The sequence below is a fragment of the Nocardia pneumoniae NBRC 100136 genome, from assembly GCF_000308755.1.
In the GTDB taxonomy this organism is placed as follows: domain Bacteria; phylum Actinomycetota; class Actinomycetes; order Mycobacteriales; family Mycobacteriaceae; genus Nocardia; species Nocardia pneumoniae.
Map to the genome: position 1 here is coordinate 14,593 of NZ_BAGF01000079.1, position 18,483 is coordinate 33,075.

Sequence of the window (18,483 nt, forward strand, 5' to 3'; positions counted from 1 at the left end):
GTGATGTCTATGCGGGCGAGTCGTGCCGCACGGGTTTACTCGGCGGCAGTTCCGCCCTCTTCGGCCTGCTTCTTCTCCTGCAGCGCGGCGGCCAGGCGGGCCACCTGCGAAGCGGGAGCGTTGAACAGACCGGCGGCCTTCGCCAGATTGCCCTTCAGGGCGCCGGCGAGCTTGGCCAGCAGGACCTCGCGGGTCTCCAGGTCGGCGATGCGCTCGACCTCGGACACGGACAGCGGAGCACCGTCCATGTAGCCGCCCTTGATGACGAGCGCCTTGTTGTCCTTCGCGAAGGTCTTCAGCGCCTTGGCCGCGTTGACCGGCTCACCGCTGATGAAGGTGATCGCGGTAGGGCCGACGAAAAGATCGTCGAGGCCTTCCACGCCCGCCTCGGCGGCAGCCCGCTTGACCAGGGTGTTCTTGGCGACGGAGTACGTGGCGTCGGCGCCGAGCGCGCGCCGCAGCTCGGTGAGCTTGCCGACCGACAGGCCACGGTATTCCGTGACGACGGTGGCCGTCGAGCTCCTGAACTGCTCCGCGATCTCCGCGACCGCGGTGACCTTCTCGGGTTTTGCCATACTTCGCCTCCTCTCTGATGGTCGGTTCGTACACGCGAACTACCGATCAGGGTCGGCGACAAAACAAACGCCCCGAACGCAGAGCGTTCCGGGGCGCAACAGAAAACCGGTCCGGGAGGCGCTTGCGCGCACCGGATCAATTCCCAGCCTCGGCTCTCCCTGCGTGGGCCGCCGGCAATGTCGCCGGACCTTCGACCGAACCCATGCGGGATCGGCGACCAACGGTCTTCGGTAGAACGGATTGGGTAGCGATCGAACGTGTCGATAACTGCAGTCCAATGTACCCGGACGGGTTCCCATCTGCCAAAACGGCCCCCGCGCGGAGCGAATCACTACCCCGCCACACTTGCATAACTGTGCCCGGCATCACATTTCCTCTTGGCTGTGGCGAAGATCGCCCAAGAATATGTTACTCCGAGTGACATTTACTGCCTAGGCTTCGGGCTATGGCAACCTCCATAGTCGATCCACCGATGCTGCTGGAACGACGTACCGCGCGCTTCGTCGCTCTGGCCGTGATCTGCCTGGCGGAACTGCTGGTCGTCCTGGACAACACCATCGTCAACGTGGCGCTGCCCTCCCTGGGCGTCGAACTCGGCACCGGCATCAGCGGCCTGCAATGGGTCGTCGACGCGTACACGCTGAGCTTCGCCGGGCTCTTGCTGGCCTTCGGCAACCTCGGTGATCGCTATGGCCGCCGCCGCGTCATGATGATCGGCCTGATCGGGGTCGCCGTCATGTCCATCGGCGGCGCGCTGTCGAACTCCATGGGAGCGGTCATCGCGGCACGCGCCGCCATGGGCGTCTTCGCCGCCGCCGTCTTCCCCGCGACGCTCGCCCTGATCATCAACCTCTTCACCGACCGCAGGGAGCGCGCGCTCGCCATCGCCGCGTGGACGGCCATGGCGGGCTTCGCGATCGCCATCGGCCCGATCTCGGGCGGATGGCTGCTCGAGCACTTCACCTGGCACGCGGTGTTCTGGATCAACGTGCCCGCGGCGCTCATCGCCTTCGCCGCCACGCTGATCTGGGTGCCCGAGTCGCGCTCGGATCGGGTGGGGCGGCTCGATGTGCCCGGCATCGCGCTGTCCATCGCGGGCATCACGCTGGTGGTCTGGTCGATTATCGAAGCGCCGCGCCATGGCTGGCTGTCGGCGACCACACTCGGCGTCGGTGCGTTCGGCGTCACGCTGATCGCCGCATTCGTCGCGTGGGAATTACGCGTGGCCGCACCGATTCTCGATATGCGACTGTTCCGCAACCGTCGTTTCTCGATGCCCGCGTTGGCCATCGCGGTCTGCTATTTCTCGATGTTCGGATTCCTCTTCTTGATCACCCAGTACTTTCAAGGTGTCCGGGAGTACACGCCGCTCGAATTCGGCATCGCCTCTTTGCCTTTCGCCTTCTCGGTGGCGCTCGGCGCGCCGATCGCCACGCTGCTCGCACAGCGGCTCGGCACCACGTCCGTCATCGTGTTCGGTCTGCTGTTGACCGGTCTCGGCCTGTATCTCGGTGGACAGGTGACCGTGGACAGCGCCTATCTGACCGATGTGCTGCCGTCCATGGTCTCGATGGCGCTCGGCCTGGCCATCGTGCAGGGCCCGGCCACCGAATCCATCATGGGCTCGCTCCCGCTGAACGAGGCGGGCGCCGGGTCGGCGGTCAACGACACCACCCGCGAGATCGGCGGCACGCTCGGCGTCGCCGTGCTCGGCTCGATCGTGGCCTCGTACTACAGCACCCGGATCGGGCCGCGCATCGATGCGGTACCGGCCGGGCTGATGAACGACACCGAGAAGGGCCTGGTGAAAGCCAGCCTGCTCAGCGTCATCGAAATGCGTAAACGACCGCTGGCGCCGTTCTTCGAGACCCAGCGGGAGAACTTGATCATCGCCATGAAGACCGCGATGCTCCAGGGTTCGCATGCCGCGTCGCTGGTGGCCGCGAGCGCGGTCGTCGGGTGCGCGGTCCTCGTAGCGATCTTCCTGCCCTGGGGCGTGCAGGACCGCGATTCCGTCCTGCTCGGATGGCGGAAATCCGCGGAGCCGCAGGAGGATCCGGCGCGATAGCGCCGACTGGACACCGCCGCCGGCCCAGGATGCCGCGCCTGGGCTGGATACGGGCGGCGGGGCGCCGGTACACGGATCGCCCGTCCGTGTACCGGCGCGTGGCGTTCTCAGGACGTTGCGCGCTGCGCATGCCGGACGAGTCGGCGCAGCACCGCGGACGCACCGGACCGGAATTCGGCGTCGGCGATCAGTCCGTCCGGTCCGACGTCCTCGCGAAGCACCGGCAGGCGCACGCAGGCGTCGAGATCGATGTCGGCGCCTACGTACCCGAGCACGCTGCGCAGCGTCGCGGACGCGCCGTCGCCCCGGCCGTGCGGCGCGACCGTGATCCACGCGACCGGCTTCTCGTAGAGGTCACCGGTGCCCACTGTCCAGTCGAGCAGGTTCTTCAGACTGCCTGGCAGCGTGCCCGCGTATTCCGGAGTGCAGAACAGGACCGCATCCGATCCCGAGAGCTGTTCCCGCAGTGCGAGAACCGGCGGATGCGCCGAGCCGTCGTCGTCCGGGTTGAAAGCGGGCAATGCCGCGAGGCCGTCGTACCACCGGGTTCTGATCCCGTCCTGGGCGATCGCCGAGACCGTGCGCAATGCGGCGGAATTGGTGGACGCGGCGCGAGTGCTGCCGGATATCAACAGGACGACTGTCACATCGAACCCAACCACGGTGCCGGGCGAATTAGTCCGGAAACAGCGATGGCGGGAACGCGAAACGCGTTCCCGCCACCACGGTGGTGCTCAGGTGCTGCTTACGCGTCCTCGTCGAGGAGGTTGCGGGTGCGGTTCGGGTCCACCGGGATGCCCGGTCCGGTGTTCGTCGAGACCGTCACCTTCTTGACGTAGCGGCCCTTGGCGGTCGACGGCTTGGCGCGCAGGATCTCGTCCAGCGCGGCGCCGTAGTTCTCCACCAGCTTGGTGTCGTCGAAGGACGCCTTGCCGATGACGAAGTGCAGGTTGGCCTGCTTGTCGACGCGGAAGTTGATCTTGCCGCCCTTGATGTCGTTGACGGCCTTGGTCACGTCGGTGGTGACCGTGCCCGTCTTCGGGTTCGGCATCAGACCGCGCGGGCCGAGGACACGCGCGATGCGACCGACCTTGGCCATCTGGTCCGGGGTGGCGATCGCGGCGTCGAAGTCCAGCCAGCCGCCCTGGATCCGCTCGATCAGGTCCTCGGCGCCGACGGCGTCCGCGCCGGCGGCCTCGGCCTCGGCGGCCTTCTCGCCCGCCGCGAACACGATGACGCGGGCGGTCTTACCGGTGCCGTGCGGCAGGTTGACGGTGCCGCGGACCATCTGGTCAGCCTTGCGGGGGTCCACACCGAGACGCACGGCGACCTCGACGGTCGCGTCGGTCTTGGTGGTGGCGGTCTCCTTCGCCAGGCGCGCGGCGGCCAGCGGGGAGTAGAGCTTGGTGCGATCGACCTTCTCGGCCGCGGCGAGGTATGCCTTGCTTCGTTTTGCCATGATTCTCTGTCCTTGTGTGTGGTTCAGACGTGGTTATCGGGCCTGGCCGGCCCTCCCACCATGCGGCGAGTGCGCTCAGCCCTCGATGGTGATGCCCATCGAACGCGCGGTACCCGCGATGATCTTGGCCGCCTGATCGAGATCGTTGGCGTTCAGATCTTCCTGCTTGGTCTTGGCGATCTCGCGCACCTGGTCCATGGTCACCTTGGCGACCTTGTTGCGGTGCGGCTCGGCCGAGCCCTTCTGCACGCCGGCGGCCTTGAGCAGCAGCTTGGCGGCGGGCGGGGTCTTCAGCTTGAAGTCGAAGGACCGATCCTCGTACACCGAGATCTCGACCGGGATGACGTTGCCACGCTGCGACTCGGTCGCGGCGTTGTACGCCTTGCAGAACTCCATGATGTTGACGCCGTGCTGACCGAGCGCGGGGCCGACCGGAGGGGCCGGGTTCGCCTGGCCGGCCTGGATCTGAAGCTTGATGATCCCGGCGAGCTTCTTCTTCTTGGGGGGCATCTTTCTTTCCTAGGGGTTTGGTGTCCTTGCTCTTTGCAAGTCGTGGGGACCGACCCGCTGGCGCGGGCGATGCATCCCGTCCGCCGACGGGCCGGATCTAGATCTTCGCCACCTGGGTGAACGCCAGCTCGACCGGCGTCTCGCGGCCGAAGATCGACACGAGCACCTTGAGCTTCTGCTGTTCGGCGTTGACCTCGGAGATGCTGGCGGGCAGCGTCGCGAACGGGCCGTCCATGACCGTCACCGACTCGCCGACCTCGAAGTCGACCTCGATGACCGGCTTCGGCGCGACCTCGCCGCCCGCGGCCTCGGTGGTCGCCGCGGCTGCGGCCGCGGCCGGCTTCTTCTGCTGCTGCGCGGCCGGGACGAGGAACTTCACCACGTCGTCGATGGACAGCGGGGACGGGCGCGAGGTGGCGCCGACGAATCCGGTGACGCCGGGGGTGTTGCGCACGGCGCCCCACGACTCGTCGTTGAGCTCCATCCGGACCAGGATGTAGCCGGGCAGCACCTTGCGGTTGACGTGCTTGCGCTGGCCGTTCTTGATCTCGGTGACCTCTTCGGTGGGCACCTCGACCTGGAAGATGTAGTCCTCCAGGTCCAGGTTCTGCACGCGGGTCTCGAGGTTCGCCTTCACCTTGTTCTCGTAGCCCGCGTAGGAGTGGATGACATACCACTCGCCAGGGGCGCGCCGCAGCGCGGCCTTCATCTCGGCGACGGGATCGGCGGGCTCGGCGTCGACAGCAGCGGTGGGGGCGGACTCAGCGGGCTCCGATTCTTCGACCGGGGACTCGTCGGTCGCGAACTCCTCGACGGAGTCGGTGGGCTCGGCCACCGCGTCGTCGGCCGGGAACTTGTCGTGTGTGTCGTTCTCCGGGGTGCTCACTGGGGCACTCGCTTCCTGTGTCGTCACGTACATCCTCTGCGTGCCGGGCCGGGCGCGGCGAATTGCTTCCGCCCGTGTCCGCCCCGGGATCGGCTACCGGCGTCGGCGCGTTCAGCTAGCCGAACAGCCAGTTGACACCCTTGATGAACGCCAGATCCAACCCGCTGATGAACGCGACCATGAAAATCACGAACACCAGAACAACGCTCGTATAGGTGACCATCTGCTTCCGGTTGGGCCAGATCACCTTGCGCAGTTCCGCGATGACCTCACGCAGGAACTTGATCAAACGCTTGAACGGATTACCCGGCTTGCGTTCGGCCCGATCGGTTGTCTTGGTTGCCTTCCGCGACGGGCGGTCGAGCGTGGCGATCGCGCCCGTGTCGGTCGCCGAGGACGTGCGAGTCCGCCGGGCGGACCGCTTGCCGCTCGGCCGAGTCGCTGCGGCGGTGCCATCGCCTTCGTCGGCATGTGCGCCGCGGCGAGTGTCCCGCTCGTCCACGTCGATCCTCTCTCGTCGCTGGCATCCAGGGCAGGGGCGACAGGACTTGAACCTGCAACCTGCGGTTTTGGAGACCGCTGCTCTGCCAGTTGAGCTACGCCCCTTCGGTCGGACGGTGTGTGCTGTCCGACCACTCGTCGATATTCAGTTGTGCGCTGGTGTCACACAACACGCGCGCCACTCCGGCAGTTGCCGGCCCCGTCGGCGATCCTCGCGAACCGCCTGGAACCAGCCCTACAGAGCAGCGCGCAGCGGCTGGTGACCCCAGAAACCCGAGTGTACGTTACCGTGCGCGCCAATAGCGAATCAGGGTCGGCCGACCAGGTCAGGCCAGTTGCACCGTCGCGGTCGCGCGGCCGAAGATCTTCTTTCCCGCCGACTTCGCCACGATGGCCACGACCGCGGTCTTGGCCTCCGGATCCACCGACTTCACCTTACCGGTGTACTCGATCTCGGCGGCCTCGTCGCTACCCACGTAGACCGGGCTGGTGAAGCGAACGTTGTACTCCTTGACCGCGCCGGGATCGCCCAGCCAGGAGGTGATGAAACCGCCGCCGAGGCCCATGGTGAGCATGCCGTGGGCGACGACGTTGTCCAGGCCGACCAGCTTGACGACCTCGTCGCTCCAGTGGATCGGGTTGGCGTCGCCGGAGACGCCCGCGTAGTTGACCAGATCGCCGCGAGTGAGCCGGACGGTACGCGGAGGCAGCTCGTCGCCGACGGAGACGTCCTCGAAGCGGATGGCGTGCTTGGTGCGGATCCCCTCTGCGGTGGGGGCGACCGGCGCGGGGGTCTGGCTCGGTGTGGCTTCGCTGCGCGGGCGGTGGTCCGGGGCGTCCTCGCCGATGCCGTGCATGAGCACGTTGCGGACGGCGGCGGTGAGGTTCGGGTCGATGTCGCCGCCGCTGCGGCCCACCAGCGTGGTGTAGGTGGTGAGCACCAGTTCGTCGTTCTGGGCGGTGACGATGTTCTTGGTCACGATGATGTCGCCGCCGAAGGCCTGCCGGAACGAGTGCAGGTAGACGTCGCAGGTGAGTTGGTCGCCGACCTTGATCGGGCGGTGGAACTCCAGGATCTGGTCGGTCTGCATGATCTGGCTGAGGTCGTAGCCGGTGACGATCTGTTCGAACAGCTTGCGCTGGGCAAGGATGCCGACCAGGGAGATGAACGTGACCGGCGCGAGCAGGTTGTCGTAGCCGTAATCATGGGCCACGTCCTCGTCCCAGTGCACCGGGTGGTAGTCCTGCACGGCGCGGGCGTATTCCCGCACCTTCTCGCGGCCGACCTCGTAGTAGTCGTCGACGCGGTAGTGGTGACCGACCATCGCCGCGGCGTGGGCCGCCGGGTCGAGCGCCTCGCCCGTCTGGACCGCTTCGTCTGTACCGGTGTTGATTGTCACGGGAGGACTGTACCTATCTGACCCCGATGCCACGGAGTCGGTGGAGCGCTCACCACCGCACCACACCGTGAAAATGCGTCAGGGCCGGACAAATGTCCGGCCCTCGCGGTGTCACGGCCCGAGATACCGGGATGCGACTCCCGGCGTCATTTCCCCGCGGCAGTTCACGCGTGGAGAACTAGCGGGATTCGCGGTGCGCCCGGTGCGTGCCGCAATTCGGGCAGAACTTCTTCAGCTCGAGCCGATCGGGATCGTTGCGCCGGTTCTTCTTCGTGATGTAGTTGCGGTGCTTGCACTGCTCGCAGGCCAAGGTGATCTTTGGCCGGACATCGGTGGACTTCGCGGCCACGATATGCCTTCTTTCCGGTACCTGATGGGCTTGATCGGTTGTGGTAGCGATGGCCGGACTTGAACCGGCGACACAACGATTATGAGTCGTTTGCTCTACCGACTGAGCTACACCGCCACGGCGTCGCATTGCCATGGTGCCGAGCCCAACCCGCGTACGGGAGCGATGCCGAGTCGGTCACCACCGGCAATCCGGCGAGCCCCCTAACGGAATCGAACCGTTGACCTTTTCCTTACCATGGAAACGCTCTGCCGACTGAGCTAAGGGGGCATGACTACTCCCGCACCGAGCCCCAAACGCTCGACCCCAGCGCGGTGAAGTCTTGAACGAGGTTACACACTCACCGGTCTCAGCACCAAACCGCGTGGTCAGAGGGGTATTTTCGACCGCGCGAACGCGGCGTGTCGGCAACGATTTCACGCTCATGCCCGGGCGACCACCGATGGCGACTTCGTCGCGAACCCGGGTAGCTCGGACGCATACCGGTGCGCGAACCGAAAATGCCCGGTCTCGCTTCACAAAAACGAGGGATGAACTAACGCCTCGCATCGAACGCCTTGCATACTGTGACACTGACGACACAAAGTGTTTTGCGATTGGTTCCACCGCGCCAGCCAAAGAGAACACACGCAACCAACCATCACCGGCATACCCACGACCCGGACACACGCCCACCAACGCAACCACTGGAAGGGGGGTCCGGGGGGGCGAAGCCCCTCCGGGCGGGGTGTGGGGGTTGCACCCCCACAAGACACACAAAGTGAGCCCTGTACGCGCTTTCCGCGTACAGGGCTCACCTAGCGAACGCCGTGGCAGGTGTAGGATTCGAACCTACGTAGGCTTTCACCGACAGATTTACAGTCTGCTCCCATTGGCCGCTCGGGCAACCTGCCGTTCGCGCATTGTTTGTGCGCGCTGAGCAGAATACATCGAACCTGCACCCTGAATGCAAACCGGCTGGCTATCGGCCGTGCGGCGCGACTACCCTCGGCCCTGGCGGGTAGAACTGACGAGGGCCGGAAGCCTCCGGTTCAGATGACCTGTCGTCCGTCAGAACAGGAGCGCAGCGTGGCTGATTCGTCTTTCGATGTGGTGAGCAAGGTCGACCGGCAGGAGGTCGACAACGCCCTGCATCAGGCGGAGAAGGAGCTCAACACCCGCTACGACTTCCGTGGCACCGGCGCGTCCATCGAGTGGTCCGGGGAGGACAAGATCGTGCTCACCGCCGAGGCGGAGGAGCGGGTGAAGGCCGCGCTGGAGGTGTTCAAGGAGAAGCTGATCCGCCGGGACATCTCGCTGAAGGCGTTCGACGCGGGCGAGCCGGTGGCGTCCGGCAAGGTGTACAAGATCACTGGTTCGCTGGTGCAGGGCATCGATTCCGAGCACGCGAAGAAGATCTCGAAGAAGATCCGCGATGAGGGCCCCAAGGGCGTGAAGGCGCAGATTCAGGGTGATGAGCTGCGAGTGAGCAGCAAGAAGCGGGACGATCTGCAGGCGGTCATCGCGCTGTTGAAGGGCGAGGACTTCGGCATCGCGCTGCAGTTCGTCAATTACCGCTGACCGCGGGTCGCAGCGCGGCAGGTTCGGTCACGTTGAGGGCTTCGACCAGGGTGTCTTCCTCGTAGTCGAAGTGTGTTTCCAGTTCCGCTGCCAGGCGGTCGAATTCGGTGCGCAGCCGAGCCGGGTCGGCCGGTTCCGATGCGTCGAGCAGGGCCCGTAGCTCGGTCAGCGCCGCGGCCACCACGCCGTGTTCGCGATGCAGTCGCTCCACCACCGGCGCGAGTTCGGGCCGCAGCCGGACCAGAGCCGGAAAGACCCCGTCTTCGCTGGTGTGGTGCTCGCCGAGCGCGCCGCAGAAAGCGACGCAGTGGGCACGCAGATCCTGCGGGAATGCCGGTTCCGCCCTGGAGCCGGGTGCGCGGAGGTATTCGTCGAGACCCGTGCGGATGGTGGCGAGGTCGCGGCGCAACTGGGCATGCACCTGGCGGAGGTGATCGCCGATGGCCGCGGCACGCTGCTGAGCAGGCGCGGCCGCATCCGGTGAGCCGCTCATGAGCACCCCCGCGGCTGCGCCCGCGACTGCCGCGGTGGCGCCCGCGCCCGCCAGGAAGCGCCGCCTGCGCAGCTTCGGCTCCGGTACCGGTTGCAGTGCGACGACCGGGATGATTCGCTCGGTCGCCGCTTGGTATGCCGCGAAGGCCGGATCGTCGCTCGCCTGTGCGGCGTAGTGGCGATCTCGTTCGGCGCCTTCGAGGATTCGGGCATGGGCGGGATAGGTCTCGATCCGATCCCCCGTGCCGATCTCCACGGTCACGTCCGCATTCACCCGCACGTTGTGAAACCAGGCGGGATGGGTGTCGGCGCCGGCGTTGGACCCGAACACGAGGACGCGCGCGCCGTCGCGGCGGTAGACGACCGGCACGGTGTGCCGACGGCCGGTTCTGGCCCCGACGGTGGTCAGCAGCAGGAGCGGCGCCCCTTCGAACATTCCACCGACCTTGCCCGCGTTGGCGCGGAACTCCATGATGATCGCGCGGTTGAAGTCCGCTGGCCCGGTGCGCTCCGGATCGGTCATGGCCGACGCCCCTTCCCGGCGCGGCACACTCGCCGCGACCGCTGGTTATAGCCTGGTGTCGAGATTGAATTTTGCTTTGCAAGCAAAATTATTTTGTGATCAAAGGCTATTGGGAGGTGTGAGGCGTGTCAAGCGAGGAGCGAGCGGGGCTCGGCGTCGATGAGGGCATCCGCACTCTGCTGCTGCTCATGCCCCGGGTGGTCGGACGGGCCAAGAAGCTGGGTGTTCCGCAGGAACTGGAATCCTTCTCACTCGCCCCTCGGCACCTGTCGCTGCTGGCCAACCTGGTCTTCGATGGGCCGACCACGGTGACCGATCTGGCCGCGCGCTTGGAGGTGGCTCCGACGACGGTGAGCCTGATGGTCGGCGAACTCAGCAGGCAGGGTGTGCTCGAGCGCGCCGCGGACCCGGACGACCGCAGGCGCACCATCGTCGCCATCGCGGCTGCCCATGAGCAGTCGGTGCACAAGTGGCTGGGCCGCAGCGCGCGGGCTTGGCGAACGGTGCTGGAACCGCTCACACCGGAGCAGCGTCGATTGTTCGTCGAGACCTTCCGTGCCTACGAAGACCAGTTGGCCATGGACGACTGACGCGAGCGCCGGGAAATCAGTACCGGCGCGGACCGCCCGCCATCTCCTCGAGCCGTTCGACGCGTTCGGCGATGGGCGGGTGCGTGGAGAACCAGCGTGCGGCCCGCTCACCCGGGCGGAACGGGTTGGCGATCATCAGGTGCGATTGCGCCGTCAGCTTCGGCTCCGGCGGCAGCGGAGCGGCGTGGACGCCGCGCTCGATCTTGCGCAGGGCGGAGGCGAGCGCCAGGGGGTCGCCGGTGAGCTCGGCGCCGGACTGATCGGCTTGGTATTCGCGCGAACGGGAGACGGCCAGCTTGATCAAAGTGGCGGCGATCGGACCGAGCAGCGACACCAGCAGCACGCCGAGGATGTTGGGGCCCTCACCGTTGCGGTTCCCGCCGAACATGGACGCGAAGAAGGCCAGGTTGGCCAGACCGGAGATGACGGCCGCCAGCGCGCCCGCGATCGACGAGATCAGGATGTCCCGGTTGTAGACGTGGGAGAGCTCGTGGCCGAGCACGGCGCGCAATTCCCGCTCGTCGAGAATCTGCAGGATGCCACTGGTACAGCAGACCGCGGCATGCCGTGGGCTACGTCCGGTGGCGAACGCGTTGGGCGCGTTCGTCGGGCTGATGTACAGCCGCGGCATCGGCTGGCGGGCGGTGGTGGCCAGCTCCCGCACGATCCGGTAGACGACCGGCGCCTCCAGCTCGCTGACCGGCTGGGCGTGCATCGCCTTCAACGCGATCCGGTCGCTGTTGAAGTAGGCGTACGCGTTCATGCCCACCGCCAGCAAGATCGCGATCGCCAGGATCGTCGGGCTGCGGAACATGGCACCCGCGAACACGATCAAGGCCGAAAGACCCACCATCAACCCGAAGGTTTTCAATCCATTCGCAAAGCCGTGCCCGTGCATAAGTCTCCCTTGCCACTCCCCCGTTCACCGAGCTGCCTTACAGCAGATAAACGATAGAAGCCCCGGGCAAAGTTCCGTGAATCCACACCGCCCGGAAGCTACCCGCGGAGATCACGTACTGGGTCGTGAATAGGCTCCCCGCGCCACGCAACCACACCGGCCCCACCTCAACTTTCGAGCGCAGTGAGACCGAGCACCGCCGTTCGCCGCGCCCGCGCGGCCAATACTTCAGCCCACGCGTTCGATGGTGTAGCGGACCAATCGCTGAAGTGCGTCGTTGGCGGGGCCGCCGGGCAGCGCGGACAGCTCGGTGTGGGCGAGATCGGCGTAGCCCTGCAATTTCTCCTTGGCCAGCACCATGCCGCGGGAGCGGGCGAGCAGATCGAGTGCCTCGGCCACCTCGTCGTCGGTCTCCAGCGGGCGGGCGAGCAGCTTGCGCAGGCGGTCGCCTTCGACGCCCTCTTCGCGCAGCGCGTACAGCACCGGCAGGGTGTGCACGCCTTCGCGCAGGTCGGTGCCGGGTGTTTTGCCGGACTGCTCGGAGGCCGAGGAGATGTCGATGATGTCGTCGGAGATCTGGAAGGCGGTGCCGACCGCGTCGCCGAGGCGGGCGAGTCGCTCGACGTGCTCGGCGCCGGCCCCGGAGAAGGTGCCGCCGAAACGTCCGGCGGCGGCGATGAGCGAACCGGTCTTCTCCCACACCACGCGCAGGTAGTGCTCGACCGGGTCCTGGGACTCGCGGGCGCCCATGGTCTCGCGCATCTGACCGGTGACGAGTTCGGCGAAGGTCTCGGCGATGATGCGCACGGCGTCGGGGCCGAGGGTGGAGGTGAGCCGGGAGGCGTGCGCGAACAGGTAGTCCCCCGCGAGGATGGCGATGTTGTTGCCCCACCGCGAATTCACGCTCGGGGCGCCGCGACGCATCGGGGCCTCGTCCATGACGTCGTCGTGGTACAGCGTGGCCAGATGCACCAGCTCCACCACGGTGCCCGCGGTGATCAAATCGGGATCGGTCGGACGCGGACCGAGCTGCCCGGTGAGGATGGTGAACAGCGGCCTGAACCGCTTTCCGCCCGCCTTCGCCAGGTGCAGGGCGGCTTCCTGGAGGAACTCCGCACCGTCGGACAGCTCGTCGACCAGGAGCTTTTCCACCTTCTCCAGGCCGTCGCGCACCGTGGCGGCGAGCTCGTCGTCACCGAGATCGACGCCGGCCACCACCGTGCTCTCGGCGCTGCCGGCACCGTCGTGCGCGTCCGTGAGTCGCTCGCTGCGCTCACTCATGGCCGATCTGCTCATTTCTTCTCCCAGCGATGCGTCCGACCCCACGGTAGAGAACCTAGCGTGTCCCCGGCCGATGGCCCATGAACACCGTCACTCCGCGGCGGATCTGTCTTGTCGCCGTTCGTCGTCATGGCGCTCGGCGGGCCGAGCGCGACCGCCGTCGACAGGATCGAGACGGCCCTGCGAGTATGGAGCGCATGGGTTCTCCGGAAGCGACTCCCACGGGCGGCGACGAGGCCGCGTTGCCCAGCCGAGCCGAGGTGCTGGTCGTCGGTGCGGGGCCCGCTGGCTCGGCGTCCGCCGCGTGGGCGGCAAGGGCGGGACGGGACGTGGTGCTCGTCGACTCCGCGGTGTTCCCGAGGGACAAGACCTGCGGTGACGGGCTGACTCCGCGCGCGACCGCGGAGCTGGAGCTGCTCGGCCTCGGCGAGTGGGTGCGGGCGCACATCGTCAACCATGGTTTACGGATGACCGGCTTCGGCCGCGAGGCGCTGCTGAGCTGGCCCGGCGGCTCCTTCCCGACCTACGGAAGCGCCGTTCCGCGAACCGAACTCGACGACAAGCTGCGCGAGACGGCGGTGAAGTCCGGGGCGCGCGTGGTGGACGGAACGAAGGTGGTCGACGTCACCCGCGAGGGCGATCGGGTCACCGGCGTGACGGTGCGCACGGCCGATGCCGTGCGAACGATCGCCTGCCGCACGCTGGTGGTCGCCGACGGGGTGCGCTCGCCGATCGGGCGGCTGCTCGGCCGCACCTGGCACCGGCAGTACGCCTACGGCACCGCGGCGCGGGCTTACATCAGATCCGGCCGCAGCGACGATCAGTGGATCACCTCGCATCTGGAGTTGCGCGACGCCTCCGGCGCGCTGGTGCCCGGGTACGGCTGGGTGTTCCCGCTCGGGAACGGCGAGGTGAACATCGGCGTCGGATCGCTGGCCACGGAGCGGCGGCCCTCGCATATCGCGCTGAAACCGCTTCTGGCGCATTACACGGCGTTGCGCACGGAGGAATGGCAATTCGAGGGTTCGCTGCGCGCGGTGGCCTCGGCGCTGCTCCCGATGGGCGGCGCGGTCTCGAACGTCGCCGGACGCAACTGGGTGCTGGTCGGCGACGCCGCGGGCTGTGTGAACCCGCTCAACGGCGAAGGCATCGACTACGGCCTGGAAGGCGGCCATCTGCTCGCCGACCTGCTGGACGAGCCCGACCTGACGACGATCTGGCCGCAGGTCTTGCGCACACGCTATGGGCGCACCTTCTCGGTCGCGCGCCGGATCGCGGGCCTGGCGACCCATCCGCGCATGGTTCCGCTCGGCGGCCCTCCGGTGATGCGCTCGAAGTACCTGCAGCGCACGGCCGTTCGCGTGATGGGCAACCTGGTCACCGACGAGGACGTCGACCTGACCGCGCGGGCTTGGCGAGCGGCGGGCCGCACGTCGATGCGCTTCGACGAGCGGCAGCCGTTCGCCTAGGAATCCGGCCGCTCCAGGAGCCACGCCCGCCGACGTGCGGAATCCGGCCCCGCGATCCCGAACGGACCAGCGGCTCAGCGGTTCGGATATGGCGGCTGGCCGTACGGCGGAGCCGGATGGCCGGAGGGTGGAGCGGCTGTGAATCCGTAAGGCTGGGGAGGCTGGTGGCCGTATGGCGCGGGCGCGGGCTGGCCATATGGCGGTGCGGGCTGGGGGCCGTACGACGGAGTCGGTTGACGACGTGCCGCGATCCACCGGCCGGTCGGACTGATGGCGGCGAGGACAAGGGTCGCCAGCGTCAACACTCCGGCGATTATCGGCAGCAGGCCGAAAAGGCCCGACACCGCGAGCTCCACCGCTATGTTGATCAAACTCAGCGCACTGCCGATGATCACCAGAACCCGGCCCGCGGTCGACCGGCACAGCAGCAGGATGCCGCCGAGCACGAGCAGGAACGCCACGAATCCGGCCACCGCCACGCTGATCAGCGCAAGACCTGCCAGGGTGTCGAGAGATGCGAGCGTCCCCAGTGACACGAGACCGAATATCGTCCAACCCCCACCCAGCAGCGCAAGCAGCGCCGACGCGATTCCGGTGCCACCACTCGCCGAAGGCGGGGGCGGCGGATAGCTGCCCGGCGCACCTGGCCAGCCGTACTGGTAGTTCATATCGGAATCACTCCTCGCCAATTCCGCGATGCAGCCGAGCTGCATGGCGGCGAATCGAAATCGTGCCGTCAACTAGTACCGCTGGATAGCGGCTCGTAAACCAGGTCGCATAGCAAGGACTTCATGTCGTACCCGACCGGGCGATCGAGGAGTTGCCCCGGCTCGCGCTGGGGCAACGGACGGATGCGTCAGGCGGTCGGTTCGGTGGTCAGCCACTCCTCGATGAATTTGCGCTCGCTGGTGAGCACCCGATGGTGCAGTTGTTCGGCGAGCGGCTCGATGGCGCCGCCGACCAAAGGCACCTTCACCTGCACGGTGCCTGCCACCTCGAGCTCGGAACCCTCCGCGGTGGAACGTATTTCGTAGGTCCCGGACATGGCGGTGTTGATGCCGCCGGTGCTCGCCTCGAAGGTGCCCTTGGCGACCTCGCCGACCAGGGGCTGCCAGTTGTCGGTGCGGGAGAAGGTGAGCTCGCTCTTGAGCACCTTGCGCACCAGCGCGGGAACCTTGTCCTCCGCGGCTTTTTCGGTCATGTGGATACGGATGGTTCCCGCGCCGTCGGGATGCGACACCCGCAGCGTCGCGGTCGGGGCGTCGGCGAAGCGGGCCTGCCAGACGTCGTCGGTGATGAGTGCCCGGTGGAGATCTTCGACCGGGACGGTGTAGGGCACGGTGAAGCTGAATTTTCGGGACATGGCCGCCACCGTAGCCGAGCCGGTCGGTAGCCTGTGGCGGTGTCGGAAACCAGCCAGTCCACCGGGCGGCCGATCCGCCTGCGACGGGCCGGGATCGGCGTGCTGATCGCCGCGACCGCCGTCAGCGTGCTGGTCGCGCTGCTGGTGCTGGCCGCCTGGCGCAACGACTACCTGATCAGCTCGGACAAGGGCAGCACAACGGCCGAGGTGCTCTCGGCGGGGCGGCTGCGCTCGGCCGTCATGTACGTCACGCCCGACGGTGAGACGCACAACCCGAAGGTCGGCGTGCTGTATCCGACCAACCTCACCGCGGGTGAGCGCATCCGGGTGGAGTACAGCCGCAGCGACCCCGACCTGGTGCGCGTGGAGGGCCGCGACGTGCGCGTCGCGATTCCGCCCGCGCTGTCGGTCATCGTGGTGGTCTGGCTGCTCGCGCTTCCGGCGTTGTGGCTGCTGCACCGTGCGAGCGGACGCAGGCCGACGCCGGTCGGCTGAGCGTTCCGGCGGCTGCCCGCTCGGGGCTGTTGCCCGCGATTTCGCCGCCCCGATAGTTCGCCGGAACTTTCCGTGCGCTTCACTTCGGTGTGGGGGCGCGGCGCGATGTGGCGGTCAGGCTGAAAGCGTGCGAGTAGCGATCGTCGCGGAGTCGTTTCTGCCGAACATGAACGGCGTCGTCAACTCCGTGCTGCGGGTGCTGGAGCACCTGGACCGGCACGGACACGACGCGTTGATCGTCGCGCCGGACACCCCGCGCGGGCTACCCGCCGCACCGCGCGGCCACGGACGGTTCCCGGTCCACCGGGTGCCCGCGGTCATGGTCCCGAAGGTCAGTTCGCTGCCGGTCGGGCTGCCGCAACCGGGCATCGTCTCGGCCATCGAAGACTTCGACGCCGATGTGGTCCATCTGGCTTCGCCGTTCCTGCTCGGGGCAGGTGGCCTGGGCGCTGCGCTGCGCCTGGACCTGCCGACCGTGGCGGTGTACCAGACCGACGTCGCGGGCTTCGCCAAGAGTTATGGGCTCGGGCTGGCGAGCCGAGCGGCCTGGGGATGGACCCGGCGCATCCACGAGAGCGCCACCCGCACCCTCGCCCCGTCCCGGGCAGCGGCGGAGGACCTGGCCAGGCACGGTATCCCGCGTGTACACCGATGGGGCCGGGGTGTCGACATCGCGCGTTTCACGCCGAGCGCCCGATCCGCGGCGCTGCGCGACGCCTGGCGCGCCGGACGGGATCGGCTGCTGGTCGGTTTCGTGGGGCGGCTCGCGCCGGAGAAGCACGTCGAGCGGCTCGCCGTGCTGGCCACCGACCCGGCCGTCCAGCTGGTCATCGTCGGCGACGGGCCGGAGCGCCAGCGGCTGGCGCGGATGATGCCGACGGCGGTGTTCACCGGCGAGCTCGGCGGCGACGAGCTGGCCCGGGCGTACGCCAGCCTGGACGTGATGGTGCACGCGGGCGAGCACGAGACGTTCTGCCAGGGCGTGCAGGAGGCGCTGGCGTCGGGCGTCCCGGTGATCGGTCCGGACGCGGGCGGTCCGCGCGATCTGATCGCGCACTGCCGCAACGGCTACCTCCTTCCGGTGGACCGGTTCGGCGAACTGCTGCCCAGCGCCGTGGGGGCGCTGCACGATCCCGCGCTGCGGACCCGGTTCGCGGGCGCGGCCAGGAAATCGGTGCTGTCGCGTACCTGGCCTGCCATTTGCGGTCAACTGATGGGTCACTACGCCGAGGTGACCGGGACGCGGATCCGCTTGCCGCATACGGCGTGAACCGCGATCGGGCGTGACCGACGTATCGTCGTGCCATGCTCGGTTCGTCCCGGAGCTGGAGTTAGTGTCTTGGCGTGGCGAAAACGCAATCGAACCGGGCGTCGTTGGACAAGCAGCCGCGGGAAGTCGCGGCGATGTTCGACGGCGTCGCCCGGCGATACGACCTGACCAACACGGTGATCTCCGCGGGGCAGGATCGCTACTGGCGCTGGGCCACCCGCAAGGCGCTCGCGCTGCGACCGGGTGAGCGGCTGCTCGATCTGGCGGCCGGGACCGGCGTATCCACCATGGAGCTGCGCAAATCCGGCGCGTGGTGCCTGGCGGCCGACTTCTCCAAGGGCATGCTCGCCGCGGGCCGGTTCCGCGACGTGCCGATGGTGGCGGCCGACGCGATGGCGCTGCCGTTCGCCGACGACTCCTTCGACGCGGTGAGCATCTCGTTCGGGCTGCGCAACGTCGCGGACACCGACCTCGCGCTGCGGGAGATGCTGCGGGTCGCCAAGCCGGGCGGCAGGCTGGTGGTGTGTGAGTTCTCCACACCGGTGGTCCCGGTGTTCCGCACGCTGTATCTGGAGTATCTGATGAAGGCGCTGCCCAAGGTGGCGCGTGTGGTGAGCAGCAATCCCGACGCCTACGTCTACCTGGCCGAATCCATTCCGGACTGGCCGAACCAGCGCAGGCTGGCGATGCGGATCGCGGCCAACGGGTGGTCGTCGGTGAAGTGGCGTAACCTCACCGGCGGCGTCGTCGCCTTGCATCGGGCGTACAAACTCGGCTGATCCGCGAGACCCCG

General features: G+C 67.6%; 20 protein-coding genes and 4 tRNA genes. 7 read left to right on the forward strand and 17 right to left on the reverse strand.

Going from position 1 to position 18,483, the window contains the following annotated elements:
• Window positions 1–35: 35 nt before the first annotated feature.
• Window positions 36–575 carry a 50S ribosomal protein L10 gene (rplJ, locus tag ON34_RS25005; protein WP_040783820.1) on the reverse strand — a complete coding sequence of 180 codons (540 nt, stop codon included), beginning with the start codon at window positions 573–575 and terminating at the stop codon, window positions 36–38.
• Window positions 576–1,021: 446 nt separating this feature from the next.
• Here rplJ and ON34_RS25010 point away from each other — a divergent pair, with 446 nt between their 5' ends.
• Window positions 1,022–2,644, forward strand: coding sequence for an MFS transporter (locus ON34_RS25010; RefSeq protein WP_245548182.1), 1,623 nt, complete (start codon window positions 1,022–1,024; stop codon window positions 2,642–2,644).
• 107 nt (window positions 2,645–2,751) lie between these two features.
• Here the strand turns inward: ON34_RS25010 and ON34_RS25015 are convergent, their stop codons facing one another.
• The 11 genes from ON34_RS25015 to ON34_RS25065 all read right to left on the reverse strand — a co-directional run bounded on the left by ON34_RS25015 (window position 2,752) and on the right by ON34_RS25065 (window position 8,642).
• The gene (locus ON34_RS25015; protein WP_040783825.1) at window positions 2,752–3,291 is read right to left on the reverse strand and encodes an NADPH-dependent FMN reductase; all 540 of its coding nucleotides are present in this window, start codon (window positions 3,289–3,291) and stop codon (window positions 2,752–2,754) included.
• A 98-nt stretch (window positions 3,292–3,389) separates the two neighbouring features.
• Complete coding sequence (gene rplA, locus ON34_RS25020) at window positions 3,390–4,103, reverse strand: 50S ribosomal protein L1 (RefSeq protein ID WP_040783827.1); 714 nt, start codon at window positions 4,101–4,103, stop codon at window positions 3,390–3,392.
• 75 nt (window positions 4,104–4,178) lie between these two features.
• A complete protein-coding gene (rplK, locus tag ON34_RS25025; protein WP_040783829.1) occupies window positions 4,179–4,613 on the reverse strand; it encodes a 50S ribosomal protein L11 in 435 nt (144 codons plus the stop codon).
• 97 nt (window positions 4,614–4,710) lie between these two features.
• Complete coding sequence (gene nusG, locus ON34_RS25030; protein WP_040783830.1) at window positions 4,711–5,499, reverse strand: transcription termination/antitermination protein NusG; 789 nt, start codon at window positions 5,497–5,499, stop codon at window positions 4,711–4,713.
• A 115-nt stretch (window positions 5,500–5,614) separates the two neighbouring features.
• Complete coding sequence (gene secE / locus ON34_RS25035; RefSeq protein ID WP_040783832.1) at window positions 5,615–6,001, reverse strand: preprotein translocase subunit SecE; 387 nt, start codon at window positions 5,999–6,001, stop codon at window positions 5,615–5,617.
• Between the two features lie 31 nt (window positions 6,002–6,032).
• A tRNA-Trp gene (locus ON34_RS25040) sits at window positions 6,033–6,105 on the reverse strand.
• 221 nt (window positions 6,106–6,326) lie between these two features.
• A complete protein-coding gene (locus ON34_RS25045) occupies window positions 6,327–7,394 on the reverse strand; it encodes a fused (3R)-hydroxyacyl-ACP dehydratase subunits HadA/HadB (protein WP_040784181.1) in 1,068 nt (355 codons plus the stop codon).
• Window positions 7,395–7,578: 184 nt separating this feature from the next.
• Window positions 7,579–7,749 (reverse strand): 50S ribosomal protein L33, encoded by a 171-nt coding sequence (gene rpmG / locus ON34_RS25050; RefSeq protein ID WP_011211653.1) that lies wholly within the window; start codon window positions 7,747–7,749, stop codon window positions 7,579–7,581.
• A 41-nt stretch (window positions 7,750–7,790) separates the two neighbouring features.
• Window positions 7,791–7,866, reverse strand: a tRNA-Met gene (locus ON34_RS25055).
• Window positions 7,867–7,946: 80 nt separating this feature from the next.
• Window positions 7,947–8,019 (reverse strand) — tRNA-Thr (locus ON34_RS25060).
• Between the two features lie 540 nt (window positions 8,020–8,559).
• Window positions 8,560–8,642, reverse strand: a tRNA-Tyr gene (locus ON34_RS25065).
• 175 nt (window positions 8,643–8,817) lie between these two features.
• Here ON34_RS25065 and ON34_RS25070 point away from each other — a divergent pair.
• Window positions 8,818–9,309: a YajQ family cyclic di-GMP-binding protein gene (locus ON34_RS25070; protein WP_040784182.1), complete on the forward strand. Its 492-nt coding sequence runs from the start codon at window positions 8,818–8,820 to the stop codon at window positions 9,307–9,309.
• On the opposite strand, the gene ON34_RS38350 is transcribed toward ON34_RS25070, so the two are convergent.
• Window positions 9,296–10,324, reverse strand: coding sequence for a nitroreductase/quinone reductase family protein (locus tag ON34_RS38350; RefSeq protein WP_040783834.1), 1,029 nt, complete (start codon window positions 10,322–10,324; stop codon window positions 9,296–9,298). The genes ON34_RS25070 and ON34_RS38350 overlap by 14 nt on opposite strands.
• A 125-nt stretch (window positions 10,325–10,449) precedes the next feature.
• Between ON34_RS38350 and ON34_RS25080 the strand changes: the two genes are divergently transcribed.
• Window positions 10,450–10,914, forward strand: coding sequence for a MarR family winged helix-turn-helix transcriptional regulator (locus ON34_RS25080; RefSeq protein WP_040783835.1), 465 nt, complete (start codon window positions 10,450–10,452; stop codon window positions 10,912–10,914).
• A gap of 16 nt (window positions 10,915–10,930) precedes the next feature.
• Here the strand turns inward: ON34_RS25080 and htpX are convergent, their stop codons facing one another.
• On the reverse strand, window positions 10,931–11,812 hold the full coding sequence (gene htpX, locus ON34_RS25085) for a zinc metalloprotease HtpX (RefSeq protein ID WP_040783836.1): 882 nt from the start codon (window positions 11,810–11,812) through the stop codon (window positions 10,931–10,933).
• A 228-nt stretch (window positions 11,813–12,040) separates the two neighbouring features.
• Window positions 12,041–13,093, reverse strand: a complete 1,053-nt coding sequence (locus ON34_RS25090; protein WP_051023079.1) for a polyprenyl synthetase family protein — start codon at window positions 13,091–13,093, stop codon at window positions 12,041–12,043.
• A gap of 197 nt (window positions 13,094–13,290) precedes the next feature.
• Between ON34_RS25090 and ON34_RS25095 the strand changes: the two genes are divergently transcribed.
• Window positions 13,291–14,562 (forward strand): geranylgeranyl reductase family protein, encoded by a 1,272-nt coding sequence (locus ON34_RS25095; protein ID WP_040784184.1) that lies wholly within the window; start codon window positions 13,291–13,293, stop codon window positions 14,560–14,562.
• A 74-nt stretch (window positions 14,563–14,636) separates the two neighbouring features.
• Here the strand turns inward: ON34_RS25095 and ON34_RS25100 are convergent, their stop codons facing one another.
• Both ON34_RS25100 and ON34_RS25105 read right to left on the reverse strand, forming a co-directional pair.
• Window positions 14,637–15,230 (reverse strand): hypothetical protein, encoded by a 594-nt coding sequence (locus ON34_RS25100; protein ID WP_157172426.1) that lies wholly within the window; start codon window positions 15,228–15,230, stop codon window positions 14,637–14,639.
• Between the two features lie 188 nt (window positions 15,231–15,418).
• The gene (locus ON34_RS25105; RefSeq protein ID WP_040783838.1) at window positions 15,419–15,925 is read right to left on the reverse strand and encodes a DUF2505 domain-containing protein; all 507 of its coding nucleotides are present in this window, start codon (window positions 15,923–15,925) and stop codon (window positions 15,419–15,421) included.
• 39 nt (window positions 15,926–15,964) lie between these two features.
• Here ON34_RS25105 and ON34_RS25110 point away from each other — a divergent pair, with 39 nt between their 5' ends.
• From ON34_RS25110 to ON34_RS25120, 3 genes are all read left to right on the forward strand, one after another.
• Entirely contained in the window at window positions 15,965–16,420 is a 456-nt protein-coding gene (locus tag ON34_RS25110) for a DUF3592 domain-containing protein (RefSeq protein WP_051023112.1), read from the forward strand.
• Between the two features lie 127 nt (window positions 16,421–16,547).
• Window positions 16,548–17,690, forward strand: a complete 1,143-nt coding sequence (locus ON34_RS25115) for a glycosyltransferase family 4 protein (protein WP_083889752.1) — start codon at window positions 16,548–16,550, stop codon at window positions 17,688–17,690.
• Between the two features lie 74 nt (window positions 17,691–17,764).
• Complete coding sequence (locus tag ON34_RS25120; protein ID WP_040783841.1) at window positions 17,765–18,469, forward strand: demethylmenaquinone methyltransferase; 705 nt, start codon at window positions 17,765–17,767, stop codon at window positions 18,467–18,469.
• Window positions 18,470–18,483 lie beyond the last annotated feature (14 nt).

Excerpts from the sequence above, each read along its gene's own strand:
- rplK (WP_040783829.1), bottom strand. The coding sequence starts at position 4,613 with ATGCCCCCCAAGAAGAAGAAGCTCGCCGGGATCATCAAGCTTCAGATC.
- rplA (WP_040783827.1), bottom strand. The coding sequence starts at position 4,103 with ATGGCAAAACGAAGCAAGGCATACCTCGCCGCGGCCGAGAAGGTCGAT.
- ON34_RS38350 (WP_040783834.1), bottom strand. The coding sequence starts at position 10,324 with ATGACCGATCCGGAGCGCACCGGGCCAGCGGACTTCAACCGCGCGATC.
- htpX (WP_040783836.1), bottom strand. The coding sequence starts at position 11,812 with ATGCACGGGCACGGCTTTGCGAATGGATTGAAAACCTTCGGGTTGATG.
- ON34_RS25095 (WP_040784184.1), top strand. The coding sequence starts at position 13,291 with ATGGGTTCTCCGGAAGCGACTCCCACGGGCGGCGACGAGGCCGCGTTG.
- ON34_RS25100 (WP_157172426.1), bottom strand. The coding sequence starts at position 15,230 with ATGAACTACCAGTACGGCTGGCCAGGTGCGCCGGGCAGCTATCCGCCG.
- ON34_RS25105 (WP_040783838.1), bottom strand. The coding sequence starts at position 15,925 with ATGTCCCGAAAATTCAGCTTCACCGTGCCCTACACCGTCCCGGTCGAA.
- ON34_RS25010 (WP_245548182.1), top strand. The coding sequence starts at position 1,022 with ATGGCAACCTCCATAGTCGATCCACCGATGCTGCTGGAACGACGTACC.
- rplJ (WP_040783820.1), bottom strand. The coding sequence starts at position 575 with ATGGCAAAACCCGAGAAGGTCACCGCGGTCGCGGAGATCGCGGAGCAG.
- ON34_RS25090 (WP_051023079.1), bottom strand. The coding sequence starts at position 13,093 with ATGAGTGAGCGCAGCGAGCGACTCACGGACGCGCACGACGGTGCCGGC.